The following is a 19008-nucleotide window of genomic DNA, read 5'->3' as shown; positions in this document are numbered from 1 at the left end:
GTTCAATTTTATCCTTCGGAAGACAGCAGCCGGCAGAAAGCCCCATAGGCTTCATCCCATATACTGTACATATCCGGTTCAAATACCTTTACCCCGAAAGACTGTCGTATCACCTGACGGGCTTCTGTTATACCCGAGAGCTCTCCCCTCGCAATAAACTGAACCGCCAGGTTGCCGATCGCACTGCCTTCCGCTGGTCCAGCCCAGACGGGTTTGCCAATAGCATTCGCTGTCCACTGACATAGGACCTCATTCTGGATTCCGCCGCCTACCATATGCAGACCACGGAAGGACCGACCTGACAGCATTTCCGTATGGCCGAGAACCATCCGGTACTTTAACGCCAGACTTTCCAGTATGCAGCGGGTGATCTCACCAGGTGTCTGAGGGACAGGCTGAGATGTTTTAGCTGCATAATCCTGAATCCGGGCCGGCATATCACCTGGCGGCAGAAACAGATCATCATCAGGATCAATCAGCGTTCTGAACGCTGCAGCCTCTTCAGCCATATTAACCAATTCAGGGAAAGAATACAAAAGGCCCTTCTTCTCCCAGCTTCGGCGGCTTTCCTGGAGAATCCACAGTCCCATAATGTTCTTGAGCAGCCGAAATGTACCGTATGCACCGCCCTCGTTCGTAAAATTGAGTTCTCGTGCCTGATCATGCATGACCGGCTGCTCCACTTCCGTTCCCATAAGGGACCATGTACCGCAGCTCAAATAAGCGAAATCTCGTTCTAAAGCCGGGACAGCCACAACCGCAGAGCCTGTGTCATGCTCTGTAACTGTATAGAAGGGAATATCATCCAGTCCCAATTCCTCTCTTATGGAAGCGCGCAGTCTGCCTGCCTCTTCTCCCGGATGAAGCACAGGAGGACAGATCCCGGAGGGAAGATTCAGGCGCTGGAGGAGGTCCTGATCCCACTGTGCCTGAATCGGATTATACAGCTGTGTGGTCGTCGCGTTACTGAACTCACCCAGCTGTTCACCAGTCAGGAAATAACGCATTAAGTCGGGTATCATCAAGAACCGGCTTGCGCTGTTCAGCAGTTCGGGCTGATATTTACGCAGCGCAGCCAGCTGGTAAATGGTGTTGAATGGTAAAAACTGAATCCCTGTTTTGCTGAAAATTTCAGCAGCCGGAATACTCTCCAGCACCTCTTCCATAATCCCATCGGTATGAATATCCCGATAATGGTAAGGATTTCGCTGCAGTTCCCCATCCTGTCCAATCAGCCCGAAATCAACAGCCCAGGAATCAATACCGATGGATCCCGGTGTACCGAATTTCTGTTTTCCGGATAACAGCCCCTGCTTGATTTCGTGAAACAACCTTAGAACATCCCAGTGCAGGCGGTTTGATACCCGCACAGGGTCATTTGAGAATCGATGTATCTCCTCAACCGACATGACTCCATGATCCAGACGCCCCAGCAGAGCTCTTCCGCTGCTGGCACCAAGATCGAAAGCGATGGCTGTACTCATATCAGATGCTCCATTTATGCCTGCCGCTCCAGCAGTACCTCTTTTTCATACGCTTTCACTTCCGTAAGCCACTCTTCACGGACGGGAACCCCGTTCTTCTCACAATAATAATCCCACACCGCTCCGAACGGATAGCTTTTGAATTCTTCCAATAGAGCCAGGCGTGTTGTGTAATCGCCTTCCAACTCGGCAGACTTTAATAAATCGGTCGGTTCCAGCATAGCTTTAAGAATGCCTTTGATGGTATTGCGTGTGCCAATGACCCAGGCAGCTACCCGGTTGATGCTGGCATCAAAGAAATCCAGGCCCACATGGGTCGTTGCCAGCAGATCATTTCGAACCAGTTCCCGTCCGATCTCAATCAATTCATCATCCATGGTCACGACATGATCACTGTCCCAGCGCATTGGCCGGCTGACATGCAGCAGTATACCATCTGTGAACAAAGCCAGGGAAGACAGCTTGCCTGCAATACCTTCCATTGGATGGAAATGTCCTGCGTCCAGGCAGATCAGCTTGTTATTGGTGATTCCGTATCCCATATAAAATTCATGGGAGCCGACCACATACGCTTCCGAACCGATCCCGAACAGCTTGCTTTCCACGGCATCCAGATTAAACGCCGGATTAATCTCTTCCGCAAAAATATCATCCAGTGCTTCCTTAAGACGTCGCCGCGGTGCAAGACGATCCACAGGCACATCCTTATAACCGTCGGGCACCCAAATATTGGTCACACAGGTCTGACCCAGCTGTTCTCCGAAATAGGCTCCGATTTTACGGGAAGCCTTACAATGATCAATCCAGAAACGCCGGACTTCCGGGTCCGGGTGACTGAGCGTGAAGCCATCCTTACTTTTTTCATGAGAAAAGCAGGTTGGATTAAAATCAAGCCCGAGTCCCTGCTCCTTGGCCCAGTCTACCCAGTTTTGAAAATGCTTCGGCTCCAGCTGATCCAGGTCCACATCTTCCTCTGTATCTGCATAAATGGCATGCAGGTTTACTTTATGTTTCCCCGGAATGAGTGAGAACGCTTTCTCAATATCGGATCGAAGTTCATCTGCGGTTCGGGCTGCACCCGGGTACTGACCGGTTACCGATATCCCTCCGCTTAATTCCTGATCTTTGAACAAAAAGCCCTGCACGTCATCTCCCTGCCAGCAGTGCATGGAGATTTTAACCTGTTCCAATTTCTGAAGTACATCGTCGGTGTTGATCCCATGACGGGCGTACAGCTTTTTGGCCTCTTCATAACTTTGAGCAACTTCACTTTGCATACTTTTTCCTCCTAAAAAGAGACGCCTTAAACCAGTAAAAGCTGTTCGCAGCGTCTCTTGTATATTTTTCAGGACAATGCTCAGATAAGGTTATTAACGAGTAAATGCCGCAGGAACTCCACCGTCAATCGTCAGCATGCACCCGGTTGTTTTCTCCGCCTTCGAAGAAGCGAAAAAGGCAATGCCTTCAGCAATATCCCTAGGATAGATGTTAACCAGCAGGGTTGTACGTTTACGGTAGTAATCTTCCAGCTGATCCGGTTCAATACCATATGCTGCAGCACGTTCATTACGCCAATTCGAATTCCAGATTGCAGAGCCTTGAAGAATAGCGTCAGGAAGAACCGTATTTACGCGAATGCCATACTGTCCGCCCTCTGCAGCAATACAACGAGCGAGATGGGCTTCAAGTGCTTTGGCCGAACTGTATGCACTTGCATTCTTGCCAGCGTATACTGAGTTTTTCGATCCTACGAACACCATGCTGCCTCCCACACTCTGCTCCTTCATGATTTTGAACGCTTCACGGGCTACGAGGAAATATCCGGTACCCAGTACATTCATATTCAAATTCCATTCTTTCAGCGAAGTTTCTTCGAATGGACTGGAAGTAGCAAGGCCTGCATTATTGACGATGATATCAACGCCACCGTACATAAGGGAAGTGTCTTTGTAAGCCTGACGTACAGCTTCCTCATCCGTAACATCCATTTTAACTGCAAATGCACGATTCTCGCCGTATTTGGTGTTGATCTCGGCAGCTACCTTCTGAGCACCTTCCAAATTCAGATCTGCCAGGACAACATGTGCACCCTCTTCTACAAAACGTCTAGCGGTTTCACTGCCAATGCCACCGGCACCGCCAGTAATAAAAGCCACTTTGCGCGAGAATTCCGCTTCGGCTGGTGCAAGAGACAGCTTATAAAGCTCCAGCGGCCAGTATTCTACATTGTAGGATTCATTCTCGGTCAACGACACGAATTGTCCAAGTGCTGTCGCTCCACGCATTACCGCAATGGCACGGTGATAAAGAGCGCCGCTAACCTGAGACATGGCCCAGCTCTTCCCGGAATTGATCATTCCGATACCCGGGATGAGGATCACGCGAGGTGCTGCTTCAAACATCACGTCTCCATCATGATGATTGCGCTCGAAATAGGACGCATACTGCTTTTTATAAGCGGCAATGCCTTCCTGCAGCTTGACCTTCAGGCCTTCAATGTCATCCGCATTCGGTGTCCAGTCGATGAACAGCGGAACCATCTTGGTATGTACCAGGTGATCCGGGCAAGCCGCTCCGACCTGAGACAGCTCCGGTGAGTCTTTTCCGCCAACAAATGCCAGTACATCATCCTGATCATCAAAGGACAGGATCATTTTCTTGGAGTCACTAACGGCTCCCCGAATGGCCGGCATAACAGCAGATGCGATACTGCGGCGTTGTTCAGAGGACAGTGCCTGATGTTTAACGCCTCCAAACAGTGACTCTTCGTTCACTCTGTCTTCAATGAAACGTTCGGCTTCACTAATGATCTTGATGGTCTGAGCATAACATGCTTCCGACGTATCTCCCCAAGTGACAAGTCCATGCTTCTCCATAAGCACGAGTTCCGCTTTAGGGTTGTTCAGGACGCCCTCGGCAATCATTTTGGACAGGGTGAATCCAGGTCTTACATAAGGAACCCATACAAAGCGGTCACCGAAAATTTCTTTAGCCAGCTCTTTGCCGTTGTCAGCACAACATAAGCTGATGATTGCATCCGGGTGAGTATGATCCACATGTTTGAATGGAAGGAATGCATGAAGCAGGGTTTCAATAGAAGCTCTCGGATCCTTGGCATCAATCATGCACTGTGCCAAATAGGCAACCATTTCCTCGTCAGGCATGGATTCACGTTCAAACAGCGGGCGAATATCTTCCATCCGAAGGCCTGTGAAATTAGAAGCCTTCATGCTGGCCAGGTCAGATCCGCTGCCTTTCACATACATGACTTCGACGTCTCTGCCGCGGAAGTCTTTCACAACTGTCTTGCTGGATGTATTGCCGCCTCCCCAGTTGCACACCCTGCGGTCAGCCCCAATAATGTTGGAACGGTATACCAGTTCATCTAATGTACGCTCTGCTTGATTCCCTTTAGATTGATCCCATAAGCTTTGAACCATGTGTAATGATCTCCTCTCAATTTGTCTGTCTATTAAAATCATAACACGCCCGTTTATGTTTGAAAACATTTATTTATACTTGTTTCGGTTTTGTTTCGGTTTTGTTTTGGTTTTGTTTTGATATAATTAATGATATGAAAAATAAAAAAACTGTTTTCGAGGCTCCACACCGTCTCAAAAACAGTTTCGTTCAAATATTATTTTACATTAGCTGCAGCTTCGTCTGCTTTTGCAATGCCCTCCAGAAGCAGTTCCCGAAACTTGTGTTCTTCTTCATTCACATACCCTTTAAATACAACCTTCGAGATATCCTTATGATTGAAAAAAACATTGGACTCCGCATTAATATTGCCGTGGGGATAAAAACAAGCTACATAGTCCCAGCGTTTCCCGTTCTTGGAGTCATTCTGCATACGGCCATAAATCATGAGTGTTTGATTCCAATCTTTAAATGTCACTACGGAACCGATAGGCAGCAGTTCCTCTTGGATCTGTTCCATATCATATCATCCCTTCATCATTTTTTTACCGACCCAGTAAATGGCCGCTGTAACCAAAGGTATGAATATCAAATAGGCTGTACATATTACCGCTTTCTCTGATGGAGGCATATCGGAATCGATCAAGTTAGGAATGACCGTACCGAGTACTCCAATGACCGCAATCGCGGTCATAATCTGTTTGAACTTCTTGCTGTTCCCTTGCACGGTCTAACCTCCCTTATGCTACTTAACCGAGACTCCGCCGCCTAAGCCAAAGAGGCTGACACCTGGTCCAAGGGGCAGATGGAATTTGACTCCGTCCTTGCCAATTTCAGCAGAGCCGCCCGCAACCCCAAGAGATGCTGATCCGCCAAGATGCAGCTCCTTGTCAGTCCACGGGAGCGGAATGTTCACGCCGCCTTCGTATTTGTTCAGCGTTGCTTCAGCAGCCACCTCCAGGTTACCATCCTTGACTTGAGCTCCAAGTTCAGCATCAATCAGGCTTACAGATCCCTGCACATGCTCATTCTCATATCCGGCTTCAATCACAGCACCCCCTGCGGATGCTCCGCTTGTAAGGCCTGCTTCTGCATTACCGGTAAGTACTTTTCCATACCAGCCGCCTTCCCGCTCTTCGATGACACTGCCCTCAACCGACACACCATCAATCATTTTATCGATGATGCTCTTATCATCACTGGTTGAGGCCGCTGCTGACGTACTGCGCATAGCTGCTGCGGAAGCTCCTGTGCCGCCTGATGCAGCAGCTGCTGCGCCTGCTGCCATGCCGCCTATCCCCCCTGCGGTCGCGGCTGCAGATGCTGCCATCATACCAGGTCCCATAACGTTACCCGAGGACGATTGATCCGTCGTACGAAATTTCACCGAGATCTGCTTCAATTCAGTAGACACACTATGTAGGCACTCTACAAATTTATTCATTGTCATCCGTGCCTGCTGATAATCCCCATAAAACCGCTCACGGGTCATACCTTCCCATTGACCTTCCATCCCCATCATACTGGATTCCAGTCGGCGGACAATTTCCCTGCTCTGCTGTCCAGACTGAGAAAATTGGGAGGAGACCTGATCTAATTGCTCTGGAGTTATTAAAATTCGATTGGACATCACTACAACGCTCCTTTGGTAGAAATGAATCATCAGGGTATAAAAACATGCACAGCAATGTGAGATCACCATGTATTTACCCTGAAATAAATCGGACATACCACATATTTCTATTCTAGAATTAAATAAGGTTACATCACAATGAATCTTTTGTTCTAATTGTTTCGGTACAAAGGGCTAGCTCTCCTCTACTGTATAGTTACATTTTACCTGACATGATATCATGCCATAAATAAACCCCTGGTCTGTGATCATCAGCTTCAGGGGCTTGTTGATTTGACCTGTATTCAGATAAACAAGAGCGGAACAAGAAGCAGAAATGCAACGGCTTCCCATGCTAACAGACCTCTATAAGGATTTGGGTACCCGGGTCCATAGTTGTATCCCCATGAAGATGTTTTAACATTGTTTCCTTTTGGCATGTTTTTCTTGCCTTTTGCTCCCGCTTTAGAGAGAATGTTCACTTCTCCCTGGACCGGTTCAAAAAACAGCCCTTTCTGGTCCACGCTTTGTAAAGTACCAACTACCTCTGTTCCATCATGTAGCACTGCGCAGACATGTTGACCGACGTAAGGACGGCAGCCGTCCGCATTTAAAGGACTGATCATGTGCAAGTTAAAATACACCTCCCCTTCTGAATTCTTTTCATCTTATTCTTCCTCGCAGAAAGGGGACATCCGCAAATATCACGAACGCTGATCAAGACCTGCCTATTTATCTTCATAATGTTAACTATTGAAAATATAGATACTTGACTTATTTAAGCAATACAGTTATTATTCAGAAATGAGTTTTGACTATATTAAAGTTAGTTATTAACTTAAATGATCTGAAGGAGGCTTTTTAACATGAAATCTAATGTATCATTAGGTGTACTCATTTTACGGGTGGTGCTGGGTATTATATTTCTAGTCCATGGTCTGGACAAATTTCAAAGCGGGATTAGTAATATTAGCGGATTTTTCGAAAGTATCGGGATTCCAGGTTATATGGCTGGCGTGGTCGCCGTGATTGAGACGGCAGCCGGCATTCTGCTGATTGCTGGAGCAGGTACCCGGGTTGTTTCCATCATCGTGACTGTGATTTTGCTGGTAGCGGTCTTTACAGCTAAAAGTTCAGCTGGTTTCCTGGGAGGATACGAGCTTGATGTTGCATTAATGGCTATGGCCGTTTCCCTGATCTTCACAGGTGCTGGCAAATGGTCTGTGGATGCTCTGTTTAACAGAAGCCGCTCCAATTAAACAATTTTTCCGTTATCCGTCCTATTTCGGGATGATTTTTGGTCAGTCGGACACACTGTACATGACCCATCATCTATACAGAAAGGCGGAAACAATATGAAATTGCGTAGAATGCAGCTTCTTGTACAACTCACGATCATAGCCGTAATCTTAAGTATAACTGCAGGAAGCCCTATCATAGATGCGGCCTCCTTGGATAAGGAGGTTACATCGCAAGCGGAAATCTCTCCGGAACCAAAGGTGAAGTCCCAAGTGGAGCCTAAGCGTCAATCTCCTCATAAACATGGCATGTTTAAAGAATTAGCTGACTTTCTCCATATGAACCCTCGAGAGCTTCATAGGGCACTTTCCCAATCAACCCTCTCTGAGATTGCTTTAAAACAGGGGATTTCGAGACAAGATCTCAAAACTAAGTTGGTCGAGTTGATGAAAGCCAGGGCCTCCCTAGCACCTGTTCCGCTTGGCACTTCTCTGAATTTTGATAAAGCTGCAGAACGACTGATGGATCGAAAACATAGTAAGCATCACGATCACCGCAGCAGAAGTCAGCAACCTTTACAGAATCCCGGCAAGAAAGACAGCATCTGAAAGATAAGAAGAGCTCCGTCGCTAATCAGCGAGGAGCTCTTCTTGTCATTTATGGGATGTATTGCTGAATGATTTGAGTGACAACACCGTCTTCCACCGTAACATGGTAAGGAAACCATTTCATATCAATCAGATTATCGTTTTTGAAAATGGAATTAAATTTGTTCAACGTAACTTCCTGATTCCAAATAATCTGCGCATCTTCCCATAAACCTGTATGGTCATAAAGCTGCAGAAGTACCTGTGCATTGTTCTTGACCGTTAGCTCAATTGCTTCTTCTTCATCATTCACAATATAATATCCGTCCGGTGCTTCCATCATTTCCGGGTCACCTTCAAGCTTGCGGAATATTTCGTGAGCCTCTTCACCTTCATACCACTGAATAGGGTCAACAACGAGCTTCATTTCGCCATTCTTCATTTCAAGAGATTGAATAAAGACTGTCTTTAAATTATCGGATTTCTGGACTGGTGTATATTCAGAATTCCCGGGAGCTGCTGCGCCTACTGTTGTAGTAAGTATAAGTACAAGTCCCAATACGCCTGCCCATTTTAAAAACACCTTTTTCATCACTTAGCCCTCTCCCTTGCTGTGAAATGAAGACGATCGACATGTATATTCCATTACCCGCCATCCAGCAGATTTAAACGCAGCATACAAAATCCCTGTGTCTTCATGTCATAAGTATAAGGTGTAAGGTGATCGAAAGGGTTTCAAAATCTCCGCAAAATAATGACAATTATTCAACCTGTGTCTTTCATTAAATTATTGGCTAAATGCTTCAGTCAGCACCGGTACGATTTGTGATTTGCGGGATACAACTCCCTTAAGAAGGGCTGTGTTGTTCTCCAAGGAAACTTTGTACGCTTTCTCAACGGCGCGAGATTCGCTGCCCAGTGCTAAAGCTACGGAATCATTGTTAAGAATATCAGTGACGACAAAGACGAACAGATCAAGATTCTTATCGGAAATGATTCCGGAAATGGCCTGCTCAATTTCTGTTTGACGTGCAAGGACTTCAGCGGTATCCACAGCATTAACCTGAGCGATTTCAACTTTGGCTCCGCCCATTTGAAATTCCTTCGCATCCAGTGAAATAAGCTGAGCAATCGTCTTATCGCTTAGATCCGCGCCGGCTTTCAGCATGTCCAAACCGTACTGATCCGCATCGACCCCTGCAATTTCAGCCAGTTCTCTAGCTGCAGCAATATCTTCTTCTGTACAGGTTGGAGATTTGAACAGCAGAGAGTCTGAAATAATCGCAGAGAGCATCAATCCGGCAATTTCTTTACGGATGGCTACCCCTTTTTCTTTATACATCTTGTTCAAGATCGTTGCTGTACACCCTACTGGTTCTGCACGATAGTAGAGAGGGTGGCTTGTCTCAAAGTTGGCGATCCGGTGGTGGTCAATAACCTCAATGACCCGAACCTGATCGATATCGGCAGCACTTTGCTGACGTTCGTTGTGGTCAACCAGAATAACATCCGTCACTTCGTTCGATACGGTTTCTACCAATCGAGGGGCTTCTACTTTAAAAGTATCCAGAGCAAAACGTGTCTCTCCGTTTACTTCTCCCAGACGAACTGCCTCTGCCTGAATGCCGAGTTCTTTCTTCAATTCAGCATAAGCAATTGCGGAGCAGATTGTATCCGTATCCGGATTTTTGTGTCCAAACACCAAAATATTACTCATCCTAAAAACCTCCATCATTGTGTACGATACGTTCTTTTCGATTATACCTGTAAATTCATCTTATTCCAATAACCTTACCATGACTTTAATCATATCATAATAAAAACAGCCCTGGAAAGAAGCATGTTCATGCTCATTCCGAGGACTGTTTATGTTGAGATTCTATTCCAAGAAATCTTTCAAACGCTTGCTGCGGCTGGGGTGACGTAATTTTCTCAGCGCTTTGGCTTCAATCTGGCGAATACGTTCCCGGGTTACACCAAATACCTGGCCCACTTCCTCAAGTGTCCGGGTTCTGCCATCCTCCAGGCCAAAACGAAGACGAAGAACATTCTCTTCACGCTCTGTCAGCGTATCCAGCACTTCCTCCAGCTGTTCCTTCAACAGCTCAAATGCTGCAGCATCTGAAGGAGCCAAAGCATCCTGATCTTCGATAAAGTCGCCCAGATTGGAATCACTTTCCTCTCCAACCGGTGTCTCCAAAGAAACGGGTTCCTGGGCTACTTTCAGAATTTCACGGACTTTATCCGGAGTAATATCCATTTCTTTACCGATCTCTTCCGGAGTCGGTTCTCTTCCCATTTCCTGCAGAAGCTGTCTTGAGATGCGGACCAGCTTGTTAATGGTCTCTACCATATGAACAGGAATCCGGATGGTTCTGGCCTGATCCGCAATCGACCGTGTAATGGCTTGACGAATCCACCATGTCGCATATGTGCTGAACTTAAAGCCCTTGGAATAATCGAATTTCTCTACGGCTTTGATCAATCCCATATTACCTTCCTGAATCAAATCCAGGAACTGCATGCCTCGGCCGGCATAACGCCGGGCTATACTTACTACGAGCCGAAGATTGGCTTCAGCCAAACGCCGTTTGGCTTCTTCATCTCCTTCATTAATCCGTTTAGCTAATTCCACTTCTTCATCCGCCGAGAGAAGAGGAACTCTTCCTATTTCTTTCAGGTACATACGAACTGGATCGCTAATCTTGATGCCTGGCGGAAGCGAAAGGTCATCGCGGACCGTAAAATCCTCACTTGGAGAATTTACCGCTTTGTCCGGCTCCACGGCCTCACGCTCCAGTGCAAAATCCGCACTGCTACGGTTTTCCATTCTATGCCCCCCTGTTGACATTTCTTATAATTAATGCTAATATAATACTATATGATTATTGATACTCTTCTTATATAGTTACCCCTCATTCTATCATATCAAGAACGTTTTTTCAACTTCACTCATTTAAACAACCAACCGGCCCTTCATGAGGCCGGTTTTTTATGTTTTCTTTTACTTTTCAACTTTAAAATACTTTTCAATCACTTCAGACAATACTGAACTTTTTAAAGGCTTGGTTATATAATCATCCATCCCCTGGGACAAATAATATTCACGATCCCCTTTAAGTGCATTGGCCGTGACCGCGATGATAACCGGACTGTTCTCCGTCGACGGACCGGATTTCCGTATGCACTGTGCAGCTTCCAAACCGTTCATTTCAGGCATTTGGATATCCATAAAGATCAAATCGTAACACCCATTTTGTGCCATATCTACAGCTTCTCTGCCATCAGAGGCCATGGATACATGGTGTCCCAGCTTCTCCAGCATTTTTCGTATAACCAGCTGATTTGTGATATTGTCCTCGCCTACTAATATATTCAGTCTCCCTGTTTCTTCTGAGAAGGGATCTTCATCGGTTGGAGCATCGAACCCACCTGAAAGATCGGAGGACATCACTATGACACTGAATTGAAAAGCAGCACCAGGACCTTCTTTCTTCAGAGCGGTAATCTGTCCGCCCATCAGTTCAACAAGCTTTTTGCTGATCGCGAGACCCAAGCCAGTTCCTTCCTGTTTACGGATCATAAAGTTATCCAGCTGGTAAAATGGTTCAAACAATTTTTCGAGTTTATCTTCTGGTATACCCACCCCGGTGTCGTGTACAACGAATTGGAGCTCCATTGTTTTCCCATAAGGGTTCAAGGCTTCAACTTCAACAACCACGCTGCCCTGAGACGTAAACTTCAAACTGTTATCGACCAGATTGATCAGCACTTGTTTTAAACGCTCGGCATCACCCACAACGTGTAAAGGTACATTGTTGGATACGGTAACGGAGATGTTCAAATTCTTCTTGATCGCTTTCGGCCTTAAAAGCTGTACCACTTCCGAGGTCAAATCACGTACCTTAAAAGGTTTCTGTACCAAGCTGGTCTTTCCTGATTCGATCTTCGAAAAGTCAAGGATATCATTGATAATGTTGAGCAGCGATTCTCCGCTCTTGCGGATAATATGGACGTATTCTTCCTGTTCTGAATCCAGCTCTGTCGATTCCAGCAATAAATCAGTCATACCGATGACACCGTTCATCGGTGTACGAATTTCATGGCTCATCATTGCCAGAAAGGCACTCTTGGCCTGGTTAGTATTTTCCGCCATTTCTTTTGCCAGGATCAGCTTCTTCTGCTCTGTAATATCTTTGATGATAACGTAGAATCCAACATTTCGTTGATTAATAATGATGGGTGCGATCGTTGTAATCACTTCAACGTCATGTCCATCTCTATGCTTCAATCCGTTGATATTGTTTTCTATTGAAATGTCGTTCAACGAATCCTTCAAAATCTTTCTCAAATTAACGGCTCCAATTAACTTGGAGAAGTTCATGCCTTCCAGCTGCGCCATCTCATAACCCGTCAGTTTCTCTGCCATTACATTCCCGTGAATAATATTTCCTTTCAGATCCAGGGAAATGACTGCATCATGGTTATACTTTTTTAATGATGTATAGCGCTGTACCGTCTCGGTGAGCTTTGTTTCCATATCTTTACGGTCTGTAATATCCCGGCTGATACATAATCTGCGCAATGATCCGTTATACTTCACACGTTGAAATGTCGTTTCAAACCAAATATAGTCCCCATCTTTATGTCTGAACCGATACTGCAATATATTTTTGTCATTATCAATTTCATGGGCTTCCTTTACTTTTTCCTTATCTTCAGGATGATATAAATCCATATTATCTTTGCCGATGATATCTGATGGAGTATACCCCAGCTGTTCATAAACAGCCGGAGAGCAGTACATCCATTCTCCGTGGTCATTACAATAATAAATGATTTCTTGAGCATGCTCACAAACAAGCCTGTACATCTCTTCTGACTCCTGAGCAAAATCAAGATTATTTTTTTGTATAGTCTGCAAAGGAATCAAATTCACCACAAAATACAGCGGCTCTTGATCTTGATCTCTTGCTGCAGATGCAAAATAGGACATCCATATGAAGTCACCATCTTTTTTTATAAAACGCAGCTCACATTCGTGCTTAGGCTGCTGATGACTCAGCAGCTCAAAGGTCTTGGTCAATGCCTTGCCTGCATCCTCTGGATGAATGTAATCGCTGAACGCCATGCCTGCAATCTCAGCTTCACTATACCCGAGCTGATCCAGAAGGGCTGGATTCGCACTCCGCCACTCCCCTTCAAGAGAAACAAGCGCTGTACCCACTGGAGAGAATTGATATATAGGATCAAAAAAAGATGAATGATCTATCGATATTTCTGACATCGTAACCCGCCTTTCACGCATGAACTGAGTCCAAATTTCTATTTATTTTTTCGTATATAGCATGAACATTTAAATTACACACAGGTCCACTTCGATTGAGAACCATCTTCCGATCGCTGTTATCCCCTGATTTTTTGAATTATTACGCTTATAAGGGTAAATCCGGGGATAAAGGCGACCGCTTCGCTTCTCCAGATTGGTTCTCACTCTACGTTAAGCATGTAAATTGTATCTTCAATCTATATAATTCATTATTTGTTGTTCAGGATTTGAAGTGTCTCGTTATTAAGACTCTCTATATCCGGAATCTCTACTTTATTATCGGATACATTATGCTTATGCTTTAACGAAAGTACTGTCTGCACACGATCATTCAGTACCTCTTCAGATATCCTTCCTTCTTGTACAGCATTTGTCAATGATTGAATCACGGTTTCTTCCAATACATAATCATGACCCACCATGACGATATTGCTTCCCGCCAAAATCGACTGCACCGCCGCTTCTCCGATATCATATTCCCCACCAGTAATTGCACCCATTGTCATATCATCTGTGATCACTACACCACGGAAGCCCAACTTCTCTCGAAGCAGACCGGTTATAACCGGTTTGGAGAAGGATGCAGGAGTACTGCTGTCTACTTCTGTAATCAAAAGATGACTAACCATCACGACATTAGCACCTTCAGTAACCGCCTCCCGAAATGGCAGGAGTTCAAGCTGATTTAAACGCTCAAGTCCGTGGTTCACAATCGGCAGGCCGGTATGAGAGTCAACAGACGTATCACCGTGGCCAGGAAAATGCTTTATAACTGGAACCACACCACTTTCCTGTATTCCCTTCATCTGAGCAATACCCAGCTGCGTCACAACTTCTGCTTGATCACTGAAGGCCCGGTCGCCGATGACCGGATTACCAGGATTGCTGTTAACATCCAATACAGGGGCATATACCAGATTCAATCCGAATGCTGCCAAACGCTTTCCAATCTGTTTTCCTACAGCGGCAGCAAGATCAGAATTGTTCTCTTTACCAATCTTCCCGCTTGCTGGCAGCTTGGATAACTCATCCGGTAAACGCGTCACTCTTCCGCCCTCTTCATCAATGCTCATCCATAATGGAATTGGCTGCTGAGCGTTCGCTTCCTTTATCTCATTAAACAGCCGGACAGCTTGGGATGGATTTTGAATGTTGTCTTTAAAAAAGATAAACCCGCCGACATGATAGGTTTCCAGCAGTCTTCTGGCTGTATCGTCCATCTGACTGCCTTCAATGCCAATAATGACAAGCTGTCCGATTTTTTCTGCCACGGAAAGTGTCTTCATCTGCTGAACAACAGGATCCTCTGGGGGTGCCTGTTCAGGAACCGCCTCAGGTTCTGGTTCTGGCTTGAGATCCTGCTCGAGGCTGGTTTCTGCTGGAAGGTGCTGATCTGCACCCTCATCACTCTGGCTCTGTCCGCATCCAAATGAACCAAGCACAAACACTATAATCAAACAAAACATATGTATAAGCCTTTTCATGTTTCACCTTTCTCGCATCACTTATCGTTATGATATTAAAGCAAGCTTCCTGGCTTGTTCTTCTGTTAAAATAAACTGTTCATTTTCCCATACCTGATCTTCTTTATCTTGAAGACCGAACATCATGACTAATTCATCCCAAACCTTTTTTTCCATTGCTTCCTTCTGAGTTATGATGATTTTCATGACATGTCCCCCCATCATTTGTCATCTGCTGTTGGAGTCCAGCTTCATGGTTCTATATAACATATACAACCAATCACACCCTCTAGAAACTATTGTTGGTATATTAAAGTATTTACAGACATGGCCGGTGCATTACAGCATGTGGAAAACAGCCTTCAGCGCCTTGCTGAGGCTGTTTATTTTTGCTCCATACGTGAAGCAATCCTGATTTACTATGACTATCTTATATTTTGATCCAGGCTAATGCGACCGTACCCTCACCTGCGTGAATTCCTGCAACCGGAATAAACGTCATAATCTCGGTTTTCAGCCCGGGATGGAGAAGAGCCAGCTCCTGTTGGATCACTTTAGCTTCATCCAGATTGTTAGCATGCATGATACAAGCCTTTTCAATTCGGGAAATGTCAAGAGATAAATAATCCATCATTTTTTGCCGGGCTTTTTTGAATGTACGTATTTTCTCATCCACAACTACTTTGCCTTCATCAAAACGCAGAAGGAGATGGATTTTAAGTAGATTACTCAGCAGCAGCTGGGTACCCGATACCCGTCCGCTGGCATGAAGGCGATTCAAGCTGGCTGGAATCAAGTAAAATGAAGTGTTGTTAATCATAGACAAAATTTTATCTCGGATCTCCTGCGCCGTATGACCTTCCTGATGCCATGCAACCCCAGCCTTCACCATCTCACAAAGGGGAAACGCCCCGAATTTTGAATCAATACCGATAATGGGAACATCTGCAATCTCTGCAGCCTGGAGCGACGAATTCAAGGTACCGCTCAGCTCGGAGGAACAGTGAATGGCAATAATATCATCGTATCGTTCCTTTAACGATTCATACAGTTCAATGAATTCGCCAATCGGTGGCTGTGAACTGCTTACCTTGCTTTCATTATGCATTTTCACATAAAAATCTTCCGGAGATATGTCCACACTTTCTTTATATTCTTCCTGGCCCAGAATTAATCTTAACGGTACGATATAAATATGATGGCTCGCTGCAAATTCAGGATCTAATGTACTTGTGCTGTCCGTTACCCACGCTATGGATCTCATGATTTTGGTATACAACTCACTTTCATCTTATACAAGATTAGAATATGAACTTGTGCTGATATAAAAATAATATATGAAGCCTGCTTGCTGTGCAAATGGAAACGTATTTATATTGAGTTATTGTTTCGTTCTTCTGTCACCGGGTAAATTCTAGTACATGAGAGACACACACAAAAATTAAAATTACTAAGGAGGCAGTTATTATGGGTAAAGCATTGTGGACCGCAGTCGGTGTTGGTGCAGCTTATCTTCTTCGCAATAAGGACGCACGCCAGAAATTAATGAATCAGGTTCAGGATCTGAAAGGTAAATATTTGTCCAATAATACGTCTTCACAGAGTACAACCTCAACTCCTAACTTGACATCAAACACAACAGGAAATCAGCTGGCGAGCAGCAGTTCATCTACAACACGTTCTCCGCTGCTTCCGTAAGTCCTAAATCTAAATGAAAGAGCGGCTTTCCCGGGTTCTACCCGCGGAAGGCCGCTCTTTTCATGTTATGACCATACATACACATAATTCATTCATTTTTAAGCTTCCTTGCATGCAGCTAACCTGATAGAATAGATAAGTTGCTTTACATACTAGGAGGTTGCCTTTTGTCACGAATTTTTCAGTCAACACGAGATTTTGGAACACTGCCGCACAATATCAAGCTGTTTTTTCTAGCCAACGTACTGTACCAGATCGGTACCGGTATGTTTGGCGTTCTATACAATTTGTTTATCAAGGATATCGGATATCCGGATTCCATGAATGGAACGGTGGTCAGTGTTCAATCCTTGGCTACCGCTCTTATGTTTATACCGATTGGCTTTCTTGGTGACCGGGGCAGCCGCAAAAAACTGCTGATTCTAGGCGCTTTATTAAGCGGGATCGCTCTAATATTCAGGTCATGGGTAGAGCAATCCACTGGTTTGTTAAGCTTAGCCGTCTTTACAGGCTTGTTCTCGGCTATATTTCAAGTTTTGGCCATTCCTTTCCTTGCTGAGAACAGTAACAAGTCTTCACGGATGACCATCTTCAGCTACCATGCTTCCCTGGTTCTGGCGGCTCAAGTGCTGGGCGGGATGGGCGGCGGCTTTCTAGCAGACATCTTACAGTTATTCGGAATCACCCAAATTAGCAGTATGAAGATCGTGCTCATGATTGGTGGAATAAGTACACTCGCTGCTTTTATACCCTTGTTATTTACAAGCGAGAACAGCTCTCCTGCAGAAAAAACCGAACAACCAGCACGTACCTCTTCCCCCCAAGGGCCGCTGAAGAAGAAACCATCGCGTGCTGAATTCAAAATCATCGGACAGTTTGCTTTAGCACAACTGCTCGTCGGTTTGGGATCTGGGCTTGTTGTGCCTTATCTAAACCTGTATTTCACGAACCGTTTCTCAGTTTCTCTCTCAGCAGTCGGCATCCTGATCTCGCTGGGACAGATCATGACGATTGTTTCCATGCTGATCGGACCGTTTTTGGTGCAGCGTGTGGGAGCGGTTAAAGCAGTCCTCTGCTTTCAGCTGTTGTCCTTGCCCTTCTTGCTTGTGACCGGATTTACCAATCTGTTTGGCGTGGCTGCCGTTGGATTTTTGTTCCGTCAAGCTTTAATGAACGCTGCCAATCCGATCCAGTCTTCTATTCTGGTAGACCGTGTGCCTGATCACCGGCGGGGTATTGCTAACTCCTTTACCCAAACTGCCTTTATGATGGGGTGGGCAACGATGGGACCTGTTCAGGCTATGCTTGTGATGAGACATGGAAGCTATTGGGGTTATGCCATCACATTCTGTATCACAGGCATCTTGTACGTCGCTTCTTCCCTGATGTACTTTTTCATGTTCAGAGAAAAGCGCAGCGCTTCTGTGCCTTTATCTTGACGAGCATCCTCAATCTGTTGTGAGACACAAAGAAATGGCGATATCAGATGCTGAGCCCCTGATATCGCCATTTCTTTGTTTATTGTCCCTTATCTTCATAAGATCACATTTCTGCTTTGGTTTCTGACATCGCCTGCTTGCCGAGAATGTACGTCTCGACTTTTTTGCTGATCCACATTAAAGCGAAAATACCGAACACTAATCCTGCAAGCAGCGGTGGCTGGGTAATAAAGCTGGAAAAGTTCGCGCCCACAAAAGATACGAGCAGTACCATCAGTCCCTTACCCGGAATGATCGCAGCCAGATAAGAGGCCATTCGCATTCGTCCCAGCCCTGCAGCAATATTCACCGCCACAAAAGGACCCACAGGCAGGATGCTTAACAAAAATACATAACTGAAGCCGTTTTTCCGGATCCAATGCATCCCTTTGACCACTTTAGGCTTGGAAGCCCAGCGATTCAAGATTCCCGCATCCCCTACCTTGCGTATGATCCAGAAAGTGACCATACAGCCTGTAATGATGCCGAACCAGGAATATAAAAATCCGGGCCAGAACCCGTACACAGCAGCATTCAGCCCGACGATGAAAGCGGTCGGAAGCGGTGGTACAAATGATTTCATAAAAGTTATTAAAATACCTGGCAAGGGCCCCAGCGAACGAAAAGTTTCGAGAAACCATGTCAAGGCTTCTTCGTTCAGCAGGGACATCATTCCATCAGCAGACGTTCCAGTCAAA

At 45.4% G+C, this 19008-nt stretch carries 19 protein-coding genes; 4 read left to right on the top strand and 15 right to left on the bottom strand.

Features of this window, described 5'->3' with window-relative positions; genetic code table 11:
- Nucleotides 1-8: 8 nt before the first annotated feature.
- The 7 genes from HII30_RS18800 to HII30_RS18770 all read right to left on the bottom strand — a co-directional run bounded on the left by HII30_RS18800 (nucleotide 9) and on the right by HII30_RS18770 (nucleotide 7040).
- A complete protein-coding gene (locus tag HII30_RS18800) occupies nucleotides 9-1484 on the bottom strand; it encodes a rhamnulokinase (protein WP_169506586.1) in 1476 nt (491 codons plus the stop codon).
- Between the two features lie 14 nt (nucleotides 1485-1498).
- Nucleotides 1499-2761: an L-rhamnose isomerase gene (gene rhaA / locus HII30_RS18795; RefSeq protein ID WP_169506585.1), complete on the bottom strand. Its 1263-nt coding sequence runs from the start codon at nucleotides 2759-2761 to the stop codon at nucleotides 1499-1501.
- A 93-nt stretch (nucleotides 2762-2854) separates the two neighbouring features.
- On the bottom strand, nucleotides 2855-4924 hold the full coding sequence (locus HII30_RS18790) for a bifunctional aldolase/short-chain dehydrogenase (RefSeq protein ID WP_169506584.1): 2070 nt from the start codon (nucleotides 4922-4924) through the stop codon (nucleotides 2855-2857).
- Nucleotides 4925-5121: 197 nt separating this feature from the next.
- Nucleotides 5122-5424 carry a DUF4176 domain-containing protein gene (locus HII30_RS18785; protein ID WP_169506583.1) on the bottom strand — a complete coding sequence of 101 codons (303 nt, stop codon included), beginning with the start codon at nucleotides 5422-5424 and terminating at the stop codon, nucleotides 5122-5124.
- A 6-nt stretch (nucleotides 5425-5430) separates the two neighbouring features.
- Nucleotides 5431-5631, bottom strand: coding sequence for a hypothetical protein (locus tag HII30_RS18780; RefSeq protein ID WP_169506559.1), 201 nt, complete (start codon nucleotides 5629-5631; stop codon nucleotides 5431-5433).
- Between the two features lie 18 nt (nucleotides 5632-5649).
- Nucleotides 5650-6534, bottom strand: a complete 885-nt coding sequence (locus tag HII30_RS18775) for a WXG100 family type VII secretion target (RefSeq protein WP_169506582.1) — start codon at nucleotides 6532-6534, stop codon at nucleotides 5650-5652.
- 287 nt (nucleotides 6535-6821) lie between these two features.
- Nucleotides 6822-7040, bottom strand: a complete 219-nt coding sequence (locus tag HII30_RS18770) for a hypothetical protein (RefSeq protein WP_246246701.1) — start codon at nucleotides 7038-7040, stop codon at nucleotides 6822-6824.
- Between the two features lie 342 nt (nucleotides 7041-7382).
- On the opposite strand from HII30_RS18770, the gene HII30_RS18765 reads away from it, so the two are divergent.
- Together HII30_RS18765 and HII30_RS18760 are read left to right on the top strand one after the other, a co-directional pair.
- Nucleotides 7383-7775: a DoxX family protein gene (locus HII30_RS18765; RefSeq protein ID WP_169506580.1), complete on the top strand. Its 393-nt coding sequence runs from the start codon at nucleotides 7383-7385 to the stop codon at nucleotides 7773-7775.
- A 96-nt stretch (nucleotides 7776-7871) separates the two neighbouring features.
- Complete coding sequence (locus tag HII30_RS18760; protein WP_169506579.1) at nucleotides 7872-8363, top strand: hypothetical protein; 492 nt, start codon at nucleotides 7872-7874, stop codon at nucleotides 8361-8363.
- Nucleotides 8364-8412: 49 nt separating this feature from the next.
- On the opposite strand, the gene HII30_RS18755 is transcribed toward HII30_RS18760, so the two are convergent.
- The 7 genes from HII30_RS18755 to HII30_RS18725 form a co-directional block, all read right to left on the bottom strand.
- Nucleotides 8413-8934, bottom strand: coding sequence for a hypothetical protein (locus tag HII30_RS18755; RefSeq protein ID WP_169506578.1), 522 nt, complete (start codon nucleotides 8932-8934; stop codon nucleotides 8413-8415).
- A 195-nt stretch (nucleotides 8935-9129) separates the two neighbouring features.
- Nucleotides 9130-10059 carry a manganese-dependent inorganic pyrophosphatase gene (locus tag HII30_RS18750; protein ID WP_169506577.1) on the bottom strand — a complete coding sequence of 310 codons (930 nt, stop codon included), beginning with the start codon at nucleotides 10057-10059 and terminating at the stop codon, nucleotides 9130-9132.
- Between the two features lie 162 nt (nucleotides 10060-10221).
- Complete coding sequence (rpoD, locus tag HII30_RS18745; protein WP_169506576.1) at nucleotides 10222-11172, bottom strand: RNA polymerase sigma factor RpoD; 951 nt, start codon at nucleotides 11170-11172, stop codon at nucleotides 10222-10224.
- 174 nt (nucleotides 11173-11346) lie between these two features.
- Nucleotides 11347-13629 carry a PAS domain S-box protein gene (locus HII30_RS18740; protein ID WP_169506575.1) on the bottom strand — a complete coding sequence of 761 codons (2283 nt, stop codon included), beginning with the start codon at nucleotides 13627-13629 and terminating at the stop codon, nucleotides 11347-11349.
- Nucleotides 13630-13880: 251 nt separating this feature from the next.
- Complete coding sequence (gene nagZ / locus HII30_RS18735; RefSeq protein WP_425496008.1) at nucleotides 13881-15137, bottom strand: beta-N-acetylhexosaminidase; 1257 nt, start codon at nucleotides 15135-15137, stop codon at nucleotides 13881-13883.
- Between the two features lie 45 nt (nucleotides 15138-15182).
- Nucleotides 15183-15341: a hypothetical protein gene (locus HII30_RS18730; protein ID WP_169506573.1), complete on the bottom strand. Its 159-nt coding sequence runs from the start codon at nucleotides 15339-15341 to the stop codon at nucleotides 15183-15185.
- A 223-nt stretch (nucleotides 15342-15564) separates the two neighbouring features.
- On the bottom strand, nucleotides 15565-16398 hold the full coding sequence (locus tag HII30_RS18725; RefSeq protein ID WP_169506572.1) for a DegV family protein: 834 nt from the start codon (nucleotides 16396-16398) through the stop codon (nucleotides 15565-15567).
- A 203-nt stretch (nucleotides 16399-16601) separates the two neighbouring features.
- Between HII30_RS18725 and HII30_RS18720 the strand changes: the two genes are divergently transcribed.
- Both HII30_RS18720 and HII30_RS18715 read left to right on the top strand, forming a co-directional pair.
- Nucleotides 16602-16832: a hypothetical protein gene (locus HII30_RS18720; protein WP_169506558.1), complete on the top strand. Its 231-nt coding sequence runs from the start codon at nucleotides 16602-16604 to the stop codon at nucleotides 16830-16832.
- 167 nt (nucleotides 16833-16999) lie between these two features.
- Nucleotides 17000-18271 (top strand): MFS transporter, encoded by a 1272-nt coding sequence (locus tag HII30_RS18715; RefSeq protein ID WP_169506571.1) that lies wholly within the window; start codon nucleotides 17000-17002, stop codon nucleotides 18269-18271.
- Between the two features lie 103 nt (nucleotides 18272-18374).
- On the opposite strand, the gene HII30_RS18710 is transcribed toward HII30_RS18715, so the two are convergent.
- The gene (locus HII30_RS18710) at nucleotides 18375-19007 is read right to left on the bottom strand and encodes a TVP38/TMEM64 family protein (protein ID WP_343045129.1); all 633 of its coding nucleotides are present in this window, start codon (nucleotides 19005-19007) and stop codon (nucleotides 18375-18377) included.
- Nucleotide 19008: the final 1 nt, after the last annotated feature.

This window comes from Paenibacillus lemnae (genome assembly GCF_012933385.1).
GTDB classification, from domain to species: domain Bacteria; phylum Bacillota; class Bacilli; order Paenibacillales; family Paenibacillaceae; genus Paenibacillus_AQ; species Paenibacillus_AQ lemnae.
This window is presented reverse-complemented; position numbering and strand designations above follow the sequence as displayed.

Bases quoted from the DNA above. Each gene is read 5' to 3' on its own strand.
- HII30_RS18800 (WP_169506586.1), bottom strand. From the start codon at position 1,484: ATGAGTACAGCCATCGCTTTCGATCTTGGTGCCAGCAGCGGAAGAGCT.
- rhaA (WP_169506585.1), bottom strand. From the start codon at position 2,761: ATGCAAAGTGAAGTTGCTCAAAGTTATGAAGAGGCCAAAAAGCTGTAC.
- HII30_RS18790 (WP_169506584.1), bottom strand. From the start codon at position 4,924: ATGGTTCAAAGCTTATGGGATCAATCTAAAGGGAATCAAGCAGAGCGT.
- HII30_RS18785 (WP_169506583.1), bottom strand. From the start codon at position 5,424: ATGGAACAGATCCAAGAGGAACTGCTGCCTATCGGTTCCGTAGTGACA.
- HII30_RS18775 (WP_169506582.1), bottom strand. From the start codon at position 6,534: ATGTCCAATCGAATTTTAATAACTCCAGAGCAATTAGATCAGGTCTCC.
- HII30_RS18765 (WP_169506580.1), top strand. From the start codon at position 7,383: ATGAAATCTAATGTATCATTAGGTGTACTCATTTTACGGGTGGTGCTG.
- HII30_RS18760 (WP_169506579.1), top strand. From the start codon at position 7,872: ATGAAATTGCGTAGAATGCAGCTTCTTGTACAACTCACGATCATAGCC.
- HII30_RS18755 (WP_169506578.1), bottom strand. From the start codon at position 8,934: ATGAAAAAGGTGTTTTTAAAATGGGCAGGCGTATTGGGACTTGTACTT.
- HII30_RS18750 (WP_169506577.1), bottom strand. From the start codon at position 10,059: ATGAGTAATATTTTGGTGTTTGGACACAAAAATCCGGATACGGATACA.
- rpoD (WP_169506576.1), bottom strand. From the start codon at position 11,172: ATGGAAAACCGTAGCAGTGCGGATTTTGCACTGGAGCGTGAGGCCGTG.
- HII30_RS18740 (WP_169506575.1), bottom strand. From the start codon at position 13,629: ATGTCAGAAATATCGATAGATCATTCATCTTTTTTTGATCCTATATAT.
- nagZ (WP_425496008.1), bottom strand. From the start codon at position 15,137: ATGTTTTGTTTGATTATAGTGTTTGTGCTTGGTTCATTTGGATGCGGA.
- HII30_RS18730 (WP_169506573.1), bottom strand. From the start codon at position 15,341: ATGAAAATCATCATAACTCAGAAGGAAGCAATGGAAAAAAAGGTTTGG.
- HII30_RS18725 (WP_169506572.1), bottom strand. From the start codon at position 16,398: ATGAGATCCATAGCGTGGGTAACGGACAGCACAAGTACATTAGATCCT.
- HII30_RS18720 (WP_169506558.1), top strand. From the start codon at position 16,602: ATGGGTAAAGCATTGTGGACCGCAGTCGGTGTTGGTGCAGCTTATCTT.